Source organism: Microvirga medicaginis (genome assembly GCF_052658925.1).
In genome coordinates, this window is sequence record NZ_JBQWEL010000010.1 from 188,384 (window position 1) to 201,083 (window position 12,700).

Here is a 12,700-nt window from a genome sequence, read left to right on the forward strand (position 1 = left end):
AATAAGTGACAGCCGGCATCTGCTATCCCCGGTTCGTCCAAGATGTCAGAAGTGAACCGCTTACATCTGACAATAATAATTGCGGTCGAACTTTTCCTCGTCCTTGCGGGTGCCGAGCGAGTCGTATTTGGGCAGGATTCTTGTATTGACCCTGTTGAGGATCACGCCGAGGCACGCGTCGCGAATAATACTGTCCGCCAGTACCACTTCACGGATTACGCGCGCTGATGTACGTCCCCATTCGGCAACGATGAGAAGGGCAGAAAGCTGCGGTGCAAAGGCCCTGACATCGACAATGGGTCTGATGGGGGGAAGATCGATGACAACGTAATCGAACCGTTCCTTCGCCCAATTCATCAGTTCGCGCATTCGCGGTGAGGTCAGAAGGTTGCTCGTGTCGAGGTTGAGGCTGCGCCCCGCCACAGGCAGGAAGAATAGTCCTGTGTCCGGCTCACGCAGTATCAGGTCATCAGGATGCGCTTGCTCCACAAGTGCCTGCACAAGCCCGATCTCTATCCATGGCGCAATGGCACTCGTGAGACCAGGATTGCGCAAATCGGCGTCGATAAGGAGCGTCCGCGCGCCCTGAAGTGCCAAAAGGCTTGCGAAGTTCTTCGCTGTTGTCGACTTGCCCTCGTCAGTCAGAATCGAGGTAATGCCAACCACCTTAGCTGCCTCGTCCTGGAGGTAGAAGTCTGTTGCGACCTTCACCCCGCGCAGGGTTTCCGTGTAGCGGGAGAGCGGCGCCTGTACGACGTAGCGCATGATCGGCGGTGGAGAAAACTCGCGTCTCTCGGCCAGTTCGTTCGATGTCGGCGAAGAGTGAGGGCTCGCCGCGGGAGTTACGTTCGGCAGATTTCCGAGGAACTCCACGCCGATCTCATTGCGAACCTGCCCACCTGTGCGCAGGCTTTGGTCGGCGAGATCTCGCATAAGACCGATACCTGCGCCGAGCATGGCTCCTCCAACCAGGGAAATCGCGAGCGTGAGGGCCTTTCGGGGATAGCTCGGCAACAATGGTGGTGAGGCATCGGTAATGATGCGCGCGTCGGCGATGGGAAAGGATTCGAGCTGGTTCGCCTCCTGGAAGCGCTGCAGGAGATCCTTGTGAAGAGTGCGCAGCGTCTCCGCCTCGCGTTCCAATTCCCTGAGCTTGGGCGTGAGGTCACTCTCGGCAGCGCTGACTCCGGCGAGGCCCGCCAGACCGTCCTTGAGCGACTGCTCCTTAGCCTTCGCGACCTCATAGTCGTTTCGGTAGCTGTCTCCAATGCGCTTGAGTTCTCCCAAGATGAGCTTTTCGTATTGACGCATCTCCTCGCGGAGGTTGACAGCCTGGATGTGCTCCGGACCCAGACGGGCGGAAAGTTCCGACTCGCGCTTTGACGCGTCGAGATATTTCGACCGCAGCGAGTTGACGACAGGATCATCCAATGCCGTTCCCATCATCGCATCGGTTCGGCCCAATTCCAGAATCGACTGAATTCGTAGGTAGCGAGCCTCAGTGCGAGCAGACTCCGCCCGCGCGAGGGTCAACTGTGTATTCAGTTCGGACAGTTGCTGGTCAGTAATCAATTTACCGCCGGCCGTAACAAGGTTGTTCTCAGCACGAAAGCGCTGAATCGCAAGATCTGCCGCGAGAGATTTTCGGCTGAGCTCCTGGATTCGGCTCTCAAGCCAAGAGCGCGCTTTAACGGATATATCCTGCCGCGTCGCGAACTGGTCCTCAAGATAGGCATCTGCATATGCACTGGCGATTCGCGCAGCAAGCGTTGGATCGACAGAGGTGAAGCTGACGTCAATCACGCTCGTGTTCATCACTCGGCGCACATCAAGCCCTTTCTGAAGGTGCATAACTGCGATCTCTTGCATATCCCCGTCAGACAGTGGCCCGGGCGCCGGCAGATCAAGCCAGTTATCGACGACGACGATGACGGCCTTGGTGACTGATCCTAAGAGGGTGTCCTGGGTGAAAAGCGGATCCTTCGTGAGGTCGAGTTTACGGACGACAGCCAAGGAGATTGAATCGGACTTGATGACTTCTGCTTGGTTGTCGACGTATGGGTCGTTCTTGTCTGCCGGAAAAACGGAAGGGCCTGATGTTCCTTCGACTGCTCGTGTCGCTCGCGTGTTGATGAGAATACTGGACGTTGCTGTATACTGAGGATCAGCGAGAAAAATGTAAGCGATACCGGCCGCGATGCTCAAAATTGTTATTGAGACGAAGATCCAGAACTGGCGGCGAATTAGCGCCACGATATTGGCGAGGTCGAAGGCGCCTCCCGGCTGATCCGACCATTCGCGCTGCGGCCTTGACGGTGGTGAGTGCGACGGTTGAACCATTAGCATTTTTTAGTGTCCTGCATGTCTAAGTGTCGCTTTTAACTGGCCAAGTCACTATGAGAACGGTGGCGTTCAAAAGGGGCGGGCCTCTTACATTTTCCGGCTCATGCAGACACATGCGCTCTTGAGACTGAAAGTGAAGTGCATTGTCAGGGCGATTGAGAATCCCATTCTTCCACGCGAAGCTTCGCGGGCTATCAGCAGCTACCTCTTCCGCTCAGGATAGCCCCAACAGTCCGTATCATAATGACGACGTCATTCTGGAAGCTCCATGTCCGCAAATATTCCAAGTCGAGCGCAACGCGCTCTGGGTAGCTGCAGTCGCTGCGCCCGTTGATCTGCCACAGGCCTGTTAAGCCAGGACGAACGGATAGATAGAGCTGCAATGCATCGCCGTATCGCGGTAGCTCCGCAGTAACGATAGGTCGTGGACCAACCAAGCTCATCTCTCCAGCGATTACATTGAATAGTTGCGGAAGCTCATCGAGGCTTGTCTTTCTCAGAAAGTGCCCGATTGGCGTGATCCGCGGATCATTCTTCAATTTGAAGCTCTGCTCCCACTCCCTCATGGCCTCAGGGCTGCGGTCGAGAAGCTCCTGCAGCAGCCTGTCGGCATTGGGCACCATAGTGCGGAACTTTAAACATCCAAAAGATCGTCCTCTAATGCCGACACGCTTTTGGCGGAACAGAATAGGTCCTTCAGAACTGGACCAAATTAATAGCGCGATTAAAATCATCATTGGAAAGAGAAGAAAGATCATCAGAGTCGCAAAGACGATGTCAAATCCTCTCTTGAGCTTGCTCTCGAATGAAGCGTGCAAGGCCGGAGACTGTGCGGTGCCCTGAACTTTGGGGAGCAATGAACTGGTACGGGATTCGCTGAACATGGATCAGGCTCCTCGAGTAACTGTTCTTTGAAATTCACGCTGCTAGACGAAGGCAACTATCTGGATTGGAATCGCCGATAGCCTTCTGCAAAATATTCGTGTGAGATTCTTGCTACTTATTCTCCGGAGCGTCAACGCAATGGCGGTCGCTACTTAGTTGATTGCAAGTAACTGGATAGGTAGCCACATAATTAACAAGGGGTAACCCCCGAGGTGACCTAGAGAATTTGAATGGCGAGATAAGAGAAATTCTGCCTAGACGCGGTCAGAACGGGGGCAAAACATACGAAGCGATGAGCGAAAGAATACGCCTGAACACTCTCAAGTTTCAAAGCCAAATGGTCGTAGCCGCCGTGAACAGCGAAAAATACCTTTGCCGGGTTGGCGCAGCAATTCGATATACCCAAATCAGATCACTCAGTGAAGACACAACTCCACAGCGGAGCCGCCAGCGTGTTCGGGTCCGAGCAGATACGCTCAGCGAGCCCGTCAAGGGACGTGGACACACCGCATGCCAAGAACGGTGGGCTGACCCTGGCCAACGTTTTTGAAGGGGTGGTTCTCGTGAGGAATTGACTGTCACACCTGGTAACATCCAGGCCTAGCGGGCCGGAGGCGAGGCCGTGTCGGAAGACCCTAGTGAGGTTTATGCCGATAGCGTCGACCGTGGTCTGACCTTCGCCGCCGTGCATGCCAGAGGCGGACGCCCATGCGTTGCCGGCACAGGGATATGGGGTCGTCCAGGCACCACTGTGATGCGGACGCTGTAGGTCCGGCGTCATCACATCCTGCGCGTGCGTAGTCGGATCGAGAAGATCTTCGGGCGTTAGAAGCGCAGCTATGGATTGTGACGAATGCGATAGCTGAGCTCGGCGAAAACGACCCTGTAGGTCGGACTGACGGACCTTGCTTGCAATTTGAACTGAGCTACGGTGGTCGGGATCACGAAGGTAGCTTGATTATGGGCATAGTGTGCTTTCCAAACTCCGGAACAGAGGCATTGGCCGCACCTGCCGCCGGTCCGGGCGAGAAAGCCGTGGATCGCAGATCCGATACTTCGTCAAGACCGCAATTTCGTTATCCGCGCTCAGGCCGCATGAGACGATACAAGCGGTTCAAGCGCAGAGCACAGAACTGCTCCAAACGCCGCACAAACAATCCTGGAAAAGCTCCCAAGGAGGAGTGGGCCATCGTCTATACCCTCTGGCCTGCAGCCTACCGATCAATCAGGTGCTTATGACTATTGGCGTAAGGAGCCTGGTTGGATTCCGAAGCCGAGGGTCTTTGACGCTTTGCTTTATAAGTCTGAAAAACAGCCACGATCAAGGCTAGCAGGCTTGCTCCGATTGGTGCCCCGATGATCGCCACGATTATTCCGTAGCGCCAGAGCGCCATAAACGTGATTAGCGCACCTGTAAGAGATACCGCAAAAATCAAACTTAGCATCAAGGATATCCCTTACGCTTTAGAATGTTACATACCTCTTTTTGGCAGATATTGTTGGAAAAATCGACAGCTATCATTTGTTTCCTAATTGAAGTGATTTTGATCTGTCTTGTAACCCTTGACCCCAATTGGCGTGAAGGCTGACTCCCCAAGATGGCGAACAGAAGATCAGTCATGCGCCCAGGGATTAAGCTTCGCACGGGCTATGTACGGCCCAGCTTTGAGCTCTGGCCAAAGTGACCCGTGATGAAGGGGGCGTCGATACCGAAGGACTGATCCTTCATGCCCATATCCTCCCGCCACTGTGCATGATCGTTGCGCAGCTGAAGCCATGCTAAGGGAGACGATTGACCACCCTTCCGATGTGAAGTGCCTGTTCCCTGACATGAGCTATCAGGACCGGCCCTCGTGGCTCTTGGGCGAACTCGGGTGGAGGCAGCTGATCATCAAGCGGTCACGCCGCTGATTGTGAGGCAGATTGACCAGCCAGAACTTGAAAAGCCACCGGGTTTTTCTGTGTTGCCCCAGCGTTGGTCCGATGGACGAACGTTCGCAGGGCTCGTCCGCAGCCGCCACCTGGCCAGGGAAGGGGAATACTTTCCAGCCACCGTCGAGACATGGATCTGTCTCGCCATGAGCCACCTGATAACAAAAAGATTAGTCCATACCGCCCCTGAAATTTTCAGACATCCTCTAGAGTATCGGACGAGAAAAGTGGATTTGCACATTTGGGATGCATCCGATGCTCATTCTTGAGAGGAGCGCATCGTTCGAGCGGAAAACCGGATCCCCATTTCACTAGCGCGGCCCGCTGGGTCCGCACGATGCGCTAGAGTTTCGCACCGGCTCGCGTTCCGATGATTGTTCGCTGCACACGACGCGCAAGATCGGCTCTGCCGCGACGTCCTAATCTGTCGATCTTAATCGCTTGTCTCATGCCCCAGGATAGATTGCCTAGAAGACTCAAGGGTGCCCCAGCCGTGGGATGCATCGCTGTAAACAAACGCCGCCAGTGCTGAAAACGTACTATGTTCCTTTGGCCGATCGAGGCGGGAATGTCGATCCCAAACAGACGATGGAGAGCCAATGCTTGGGTTTCGATAACATTGCGGCCGAATTGGTCCGGCATGATATCCTTCAAGTAAATCCAGTCGATCTGTTCACCTGCTCTTACAAGCTCGGCGAGGTCGTAGAGATGTCTGAGATCGAGGCGACCGCGCCAATAATCTCCCTCCTTGATCAGATCATGGACGATCCAGTGCAGAGCGCGAGAGGTCGGCGATGGTATCCTGGCGCGGACTCCATCACGCTCGACAATGCTGGATGGTTTGTCGTATTCGCTTCTCAGATAGGCTGCACTGGATGCTCTTGGGCGTTGGCGCAATTCGAGAGTTCCAACATCCTGCGGCCGTCCCATCCCGCGCGTCTCAACGTCATCTTCATAACCAAGGTCGATTAGGCACTGTCTTGAGGCCTTCGCCTCGTGTTCGCCGACACTAAGATCAAGATCCCTCGTTAAACGGCCGCCGATCTGATTTTCAGGGGCAGAGAACAGCGGGACGGCTCCTTTCAGGAGAGTGGGCTCGATTCCTGCTCTATTGAGCGCCGCTAAAGCCTCGATCAGCTGAGCACGCAGGCGCTTGTTGCGTTCAAGATTGCGCTGATGAATGAATTCGAGATAGGTGCACGCATCCTCTGGAACCTTGTCAATTTGACCAGCACGTGAGAGGGCTTCGAATAGTGCGGGCGTTAGCAGAGTCCGATTTGAAATCTCGAAAATGCTTAGCCAGTCGGTCTTGGTCGGCAGTTCGCCGCGAAGGCATGCCGTCAGATCGGCGAGCGCTTTCCCAACTGCTGTCATTGGCAGGTCCTACATAGCAGATCGACGGCATCTTCAAGGTTGTAGTATGTGAGCTGGTAGCATTCGGCATGACTTATGGCATGCAACAGCGACGTAAATCCGGCAGCGGTGAGACGGCGACCTTGAGCACACGACTCCCTCAACATGCCCTGCATGGCGCGGATAGGGTCAATTCTGGTAAGGGCTGTAGTCGCACGATCTTGGCGGTCGAGAAATATGACCCAGCCGACTGGCCTCGGAATAGCCGACCTGAGGTTCCTTGGTGCAGGATAGCGCACACGTCGGCGATCGCACCGATGAAAAACTGGGTCATTGTTGATCTCAGGTTGATATCGGGCAACCAATTTCCATGCTCCGGCCTTACACGCCGGCGAAAACGGGATCCCGGTTACCTGCCCCTGAGAGTCCAGGAGCGCCACATCGTCTCCCGCGAAACCGAAACCAGCGCTCACCAATGCCAAGGTGAGAGTTGTCTTTCCCGCGCCAGGGCGACCGTTGAGGAGCATCACACGGTCGTCCTGGACCAGTGTGGCTGTATGAAGGGCAAGTTCGTAGTCCGCCGCTGTTAGAGCCTCATCCAGCAACTGTCCCTTTAAGACAGTTGCAAGCTCGTCGCCTCGAAAGGAAAACATCCAATTACCGTTGCGGAACAACTCAATTCGCGAGCCTTCCTCGACGACGTCAAGAGTGACATCGGGCGCAGCTTTTTCCATTTGTAAATGTCGGAAGACCGGCGCTACGTCGCGGAACAGACCAGTTCCATAACGGACCAGGATTGAGACCCCGAGCACCTCAATCTGCTGACAAAACAACATCTTGTCGGACATGGATGCCGGAGCGATGGGAGCAGGTTTCAGAATGCCCCTCTGGCACCAATCTCGCAGTGCATCCCCAAGATATGTTGTCGCGGTCTCAAGCGGAATTCCCTGACTCGCCAACTCCCTGACGATAGTCTCGTGCCCGCAGCCTTCGCAGATGGAGCACCAGATATAAGCCGCCATATCATTGATTTCGAAAACTCTCTGATCCCTTGTGCTGAAAAGCAGGTTTCGTTCTGCAACACGGCTGAACACCAATTCGTGTGATGGAGACAGTCGGCGCAAGCTCGCGTTTTCTTCTCGAGCAGCTGCACCAGGATCAATTGTCTCGGAATGTGCTCGCGCGGTCCTTAGCCCGATTGCAGATCGCTCAATCATGCCGCCTCTGCGCGCCCGCTTCTCAAATAATCGGGGAACATCATTCCAGATGAGGCCTACATTGTGCAGACGCTCAAAAGTGGTAGGTGAGTCACTGGAGTTATCGCTTAGAATGACGCACATTCTCAGCAGTAGTGATAGCAGGCCGGAGAAACGAGAATTCATGCCTCGTAGATAATAGTCTACGGCTTGCAAGAATTGGCGAAAAGGGATTACCAACAAATAAGAGAGGTGGAATTAACGTAGGTCAATTGTCATCTCGCAAGAAAACCTCATAATTTGCAAGAAGGCCTCCTTTTTTTAAGGGGGGCGAGCAGGGGTAACTAACGAGCAGGGGATAACTAAAATGCGCAGCCAGTCTGACAAGAGCCTGCCATTACCACAGGAGAGAATCGATCATGATCGCCGTGAATTCTTGGCTAAGTGCGGAAAGTTTGCAGCTATTACTCCGCCGGCGATGACTTTACTGCTATCTACCAGCCTCACCTCGAACGCCATCGCAAAATCCGCGAGCGGCAACCGAAAACATCCCAATAATGGCTATGGCAATTCCGGCGGTGACGGGATACCGGGCAAGTCGGGCAAGACCGGAAAAACCGACAGTAACCGCTAAGAAATCCGAGGCAGCTTTGCAATGGGCCACCAGCTCGCCTGCATAGCTGCCTCAAGCATTTTAAGACGAGTTTCCCTCAGTCAAATTTGATCCCAGACAAGTCGTTTGGCTGTGAGAGCAACTTCCTCGAAAGGGACGTCCGTTCCGATTTCGATCACTTTTGCTGAGTCGGGGAAGCGGAGACTCTGCACCGCCTGCACGCGTCGCTGGATCTCGTTAAGGCTCATCTCCGGCCGACGGGTCAGCGCAACCTCCGGCGTGACATTCAATTTCAATACAAGATCCGGTGGATTGAACTTGGTTTCCCTGTGAGGCTTTTCCTCCCAGGTTGCAAGCGTGCGGCAAATCCACCAAGGCGAATGGCGCCAGTAGGTGAGGAGAGGACCATCGTTGAAGCCCGGAATATCCGCCTGCGCGAAGCGGTCGCACACGACGATCATGCCCCGATTGCGGGCTCTGATCATGCGGCGCAGCTTGCTTCTCTTTTCAAGACTGAGGGCCAGAGCCCAAGGCACGAGGGCCGCCGCACGGAATGCACGCTTCCATGACATGGACCGAGAAGGCGGAGCCCCCCCTTCGCCGGATACGGGCATTGCACTGCCCTTATCCAGGATTGGGTTTAGAAGGCGACGCACTAACACCAGAGGCAACCGAACAATGGAGCTGGGACCGTCGCCGCTGCCGAAATAGATCGGCATGACGTCGAGTTTCATTCCAAGCCATGAGACCAGGGTTTCTCTGAGGCTTGACTTGCCGGATCCGTCCGAGCCGAGAAGAACGATGACGGTGCCTCCTCGCGGCGATTCCCTCCGCAGGGGAATCGGAAAATGAAAATAGCGCCGGTTGAGTGCATCAGCGAGCCATTGAGCCTCTCTGAACCACGCATGCAGAGGTGCTGCGAGAGGTCCATAGCTCTGGTAGCGGCGCATTATGGGCAGCACGACGCGCGCAAACGCCTGGAAATGGTCAAGTCGTTCCGGCTCTTCGAGAATCTGGCGCAAGGGACCTTCGGCGCATGAGCCGAGCAGTGTGCTCGACATCCTGCAGAGATCGTCAACGTTGCTCCGACTCCGCAGCCAAGCGAGTTCCCGCCTGAATCGATCGAGGTTCTTCTGGGAGTGCAGCTTCAGTCGGTCGCGCAGGCGCCGCTTCAGCACGGTGCGTACCAGCAGAAGCAGCAATTCCAGGCTTGGATTGGTCACATAGATCCCACGACGCGCATCGAGGACGCGAGTCGCAAGCAACGTTTCTTCCCACGGCAAGCGGTAGCCACTGAAGTGCTTATGTCCAAGCGGCAACCGATAATGAAGATGCAGATGAACGAGATGTCCTGTGGTATGGTCGAGCCCGAGATAATCCTCAACACCGGGATGACGCCGCGAAGGCCGCGCCAGAAAGCACCGGAAGCCGCTTTCTGCCAGAATACGCTGTAGGTCGGCAGGTCGCCCTCGCTCCACCAGCACATCAAGATCCGTGCGCCCGGCGAGAGCGTCATCGAGATGCTCGTTGCCCTTCCAATGGCAATAGAGGAGATCAGCCTTATGCAGGCGGACCAGGAGGTCCTGCACCACTCCAAGGCCCCGTGTCTGGATTGGTGTGATCGGTGATACAGCCAGAGCTTCCGAATCCGACATAGTTTCCTCCGTGACTATCCGGCAGAGCGGCGCTGCAGCTTCAAGGACACGACGGCGCTGAGGGCTCGGAGTATTGGGTGGGCATTCTCACCGAGGAAGAAGGTCGGCATGAGCCAGCACAACAACACTCCGAGCGTGGGCGCGAAAAAGCCTACCTGTACGAGAAGAAGGACTGGGGATGTGTGCCGATCACGGAACCATTCAGCCAACATCCAGGTGCCGAGGCCAAGAACGAAGGCGAGCACGAGGCCAGGAAGGTGCGCGCGGCTGAACTCCGCCCAAGTCATCCCTGCTAATCGCAGGCTGAGATGCGCCATGAGCATGAAGTTCAAGCCAAGGGCAGCAAGGACTCCGACGGCAACTCCGCTGAGCCCCCAGAACTGACCGAGAATGGACCCCATGATAACCGCGCCGGCGAACACGGCCTGACGCCACGCTCGGGCATAGACCGCTCCCGTCGCCCGTACGATCGAGTCGCTCATCTTATAGCTTGTCCGGAACAGCATCCCTAGAGCCAGAATCCGCAAGGGATCGGCAACACCGGACCATCCGGGCCCGAGCAAGACCGACACGACCTCGTCGGCAACAATTACTATAATGATGCTCGCGGGGAGGATCACAAGAGCACAGACAGAAATGCCGCTCCTATACGCGCGCGCCAGACGCCGTGGCTCAAGTTGAACGAGCGCCATGGTTGGAAAGAGCACGCGGTCCAGAATCTGACCGACGAGGATCGCGGGTGAGGCCATCAGTTGATACGCATGGGAGTAGAGGCCTAAGGCTTGGGGACCGAGAAACCGCCCGACAACCAAGTTGTCGCCTTGGCCAGCAAGATAATTTCCGATCCGTGCAAGCGAAAATCCGCCGCCGAAGTACAGAAGTTCCTTAGTGGCATTCCACTCCAGCAACGGCCGCTTAAGATGTGGTTGACCGTTTAATAGCACGATCGCGCGGAGAGCCTGCTGTGTCAGATAGGCCCCTGCCAACGCCCAGATGTCGAAACCTGTCCAGGCGAGGGCCGGGGCAACGAGGACGAAGCCAGCCGCGAAAGCGCCGGCATCGATCGCTGCAAGCCAACGGAAGCGCAAATCACGTTGGGCCATCGACAACGCCACCGTTGACATTCCTTGGATGGGAAGCCCGAGAGATATGGCCCGGACAACATTGGTTAGCTCCGGGATCTGGAAAAAGCGCGCAATAAGAGGAGCTCCCAGCCAGATCAAGCCGCCCACGGCGAAGCTGAGGAGAAGCGATAACGTAAATCCAGTCCGGATATGCCGAGGCTCGAGGACGACGCGCTGTACAATGGCAGGTCCCACGCCCAATTCCGAAAAGATAGTGCAGAAACCGATAACCACCAAGGCTGCGGCAAACACACCGAAGCTGCTGGGCGGCAGCAGTCTCGCCAGAAGGATGAGCGCAGTAAGTTGCATCACTGCTTGGGCACCCATGGCGAGCGATGTCCAGGCTAACCCGACAACGGTCCGCTCAGTGAGGCTGCGTGGGTCGTCACTCACGAGTGATTTCCACTCTGAAGTAGATTGGACTTGGCCACTTTGCCGTCTCCGGTTTCCTTCGAACTGGTTATTCTAACCTGCCACAGACCATGACCGTTAGGATCACCTCTTTTGTTGTCGCTCATGGCTGCTATAGTGTCAGCTAACAACTGCGCGCCTGACTCCAGTTGGTCGAGGCTGTCGTTCTCAATTTCCAAAACCAAGACGCCGCTCTCCTTGAACGTGAGGATGATTGCATCCGCATTGTCTTGGGATCGCCGCAGAACAGAAAAGCTGTTGCCAAGGGAATCGATACGGCTGATGCGTCTCTGCCGCGATGCCAGTCTCGCGCTAACATTCTGAAATCGTGCTTTCACCTCGACGATGAGATCCGGCCTGAGAGTCTCGTCGCGCGCAGCATTCCTGCAAATATCGAGCCAAGATCTCTGACGTGCGGCGAGACCAACCGTCCAAATAGCCTGTGCTAGTCCTTGGTCTAGGATGAGGATCCGATCATCTCTAGATCGGCGAGCCATGACAGATGTGATATACAACCAGTTGAACACTGATCTTTGAGCGTCGGCCCACCTGTTCTGCTGTGTGACCAGGATATGCGCGACATCTAACAGGACTCTAGCCGGGCGTCGGCCGATATGCCGTGTGATGGAGGCAAGCTTGACAACGGCATGGCCAAGCCTTCCGAGGTCATGATCGAGCTTGTAAGTCACTTCATCAACAGCATAGCCGCGTTTCGAAAGGAGGCTGCTGACGTGATGTGACAGGGTCGACTTTCCAGCGCCTGGTAAGCCAAAAAACTCGATCAGCATTACGGCCCCTTGTGCTGAGTTTTAGGATATCTACACATTGCTTCCGGTTTGTTAGACGTCACAGTAACCTTTAACCGACTGGAAGTAGGCAGCTATTCCGAGCTACGAGTTACCCGTCTTCTGGAGTATGCCTTCAGGCTTCCTCTGCAAGAACTCCTCGCCTCCTTAGAGGTAGCAATAATTGGACCTTCGGGGCTCAGGAATAGTGTTTTATGATTGATCCAAGAGACTAGGATCATGCATTTGATAAACACGTAAATTGCAGTCCCAATGTTCAGCATAAGTTATGGTGAAACTTGCGACGCCTGTGTGAGGGGATGACCGTGATCACCTCTCAAGCTGCCTGCGTGCGAAGGCATGAAGAATCTTCTCTCTATGGAGGTACATGCTGACAAGCATT

The 12,700-nt window shown here is 55.3% G+C and carries 9 protein-coding genes; 2 read left to right on the forward strand and 7 right to left on the reverse strand.

The features are described 5' to 3' along the window. Positions 1 to 60 precede the first annotated feature (60 nt). The 4 genes from ACUXUR_RS14745 to ACUXUR_RS14760 all read right to left on the reverse strand — a co-directional run bounded on the left by ACUXUR_RS14745 (position 61) and on the right by ACUXUR_RS14760 (position 7,895). Entirely contained in the window at positions 61 to 2,346 is a 2,286-nt protein-coding gene (locus tag ACUXUR_RS14745; RefSeq protein WP_445503111.1) for a Wzz/FepE/Etk N-terminal domain-containing protein, read from the reverse strand. A gap of 191 nt (positions 2,347 to 2,537) precedes the next feature. Next, the gene (locus ACUXUR_RS14750; protein WP_445503112.1) at positions 2,538 to 3,227 is read right to left on the reverse strand and encodes a sugar transferase; all 690 of its coding nucleotides are present in this window, start codon (positions 3,225 to 3,227) and stop codon (positions 2,538 to 2,540) included. A gap of 2,275 nt (positions 3,228 to 5,502) precedes the next feature. Then, the gene (locus tag ACUXUR_RS14755) at positions 5,503 to 6,534 is read right to left on the reverse strand and encodes a nucleotidyltransferase family protein (protein WP_445503113.1); all 1,032 of its coding nucleotides are present in this window, start codon (positions 6,532 to 6,534) and stop codon (positions 5,503 to 5,505) included. Next, positions 6,531 to 7,895: an aldolase gene (locus tag ACUXUR_RS14760; RefSeq protein WP_445503114.1), complete on the reverse strand. Its 1,365-nt coding sequence runs from the start codon at positions 7,893 to 7,895 to the stop codon at positions 6,531 to 6,533. Before ACUXUR_RS14760 ends, ACUXUR_RS14755 begins: the two co-directional genes overlap by 4 nt. Before the next feature lie 181 nt (positions 7,896 to 8,076). Between ACUXUR_RS14760 and ACUXUR_RS14765 the strand changes: the two genes are divergently transcribed. After that, entirely contained in the window at positions 8,077 to 8,343 is a 267-nt protein-coding gene (locus ACUXUR_RS14765; RefSeq protein ID WP_445503115.1) for a hypothetical protein, read from the forward strand. Positions 8,344 to 8,423: 80 nt separating this feature from the next. Here the strand turns inward: ACUXUR_RS14765 and ACUXUR_RS14770 are convergent, their stop codons facing one another. Further along, complete coding sequence (locus ACUXUR_RS14770) at positions 8,424 to 9,344, reverse strand: nucleoside/nucleotide kinase family protein (protein WP_445503116.1); 921 nt, start codon at positions 9,342 to 9,344, stop codon at positions 8,424 to 8,426. 117 nt (positions 9,345 to 9,461) lie between these two features. On the opposite strand from ACUXUR_RS14770, the gene ACUXUR_RS14775 reads away from it, so the two are divergent. Continuing rightward, entirely contained in the window at positions 9,462 to 9,776 is a 315-nt protein-coding gene (locus ACUXUR_RS14775) for a hypothetical protein (protein WP_445503117.1), read from the forward strand. 215 nt (positions 9,777 to 9,991) lie between these two features. On the opposite strand, the gene ACUXUR_RS14780 is transcribed toward ACUXUR_RS14775, so the two are convergent. Together ACUXUR_RS14780 and ACUXUR_RS14785 are read right to left on the reverse strand one after the other, a co-directional pair. After that, positions 9,992 to 11,494, reverse strand: a complete 1,503-nt coding sequence (locus tag ACUXUR_RS14780) for a lipopolysaccharide biosynthesis protein (protein WP_445503118.1) — start codon at positions 11,492 to 11,494, stop codon at positions 9,992 to 9,994. Continuing rightward, positions 11,491 to 12,300, reverse strand: coding sequence for a hypothetical protein (locus tag ACUXUR_RS14785; protein ID WP_445503119.1), 810 nt, complete (start codon positions 12,298 to 12,300; stop codon positions 11,491 to 11,493). Before ACUXUR_RS14785 ends, ACUXUR_RS14780 begins: the two co-directional genes overlap by 4 nt. Between the last annotated feature and the right edge of the window lie 400 nt (positions 12,301 to 12,700).

Bases quoted from the DNA above. Each gene is read 5' to 3' on its own strand.
- ACUXUR_RS14745 (WP_445503111.1), bottom strand. From the start codon at position 2,346: ATGCTAATGGTTCAACCGTCGCACTCACCACCGTCAAGGCCGCAGCGC.
- ACUXUR_RS14760 (WP_445503114.1), bottom strand. From the start codon at position 7,895: ATGAATTCTCGTTTCTCCGGCCTGCTATCACTACTGCTGAGAATGTGC.
- ACUXUR_RS14785 (WP_445503119.1), bottom strand. From the start codon at position 12,300: ATGCTGATCGAGTTTTTTGGCTTACCAGGCGCTGGAAAGTCGACCCTG.
- ACUXUR_RS14765 (WP_445503115.1), top strand. From the start codon at position 8,077: ATGCGCAGCCAGTCTGACAAGAGCCTGCCATTACCACAGGAGAGAATC.
- ACUXUR_RS14750 (WP_445503112.1), bottom strand. From the start codon at position 3,227: ATGTTCAGCGAATCCCGTACCAGTTCATTGCTCCCCAAAGTTCAGGGC.
- ACUXUR_RS14755 (WP_445503113.1), bottom strand. From the start codon at position 6,534: ATGACAGCAGTTGGGAAAGCGCTCGCCGATCTGACGGCATGCCTTCGC.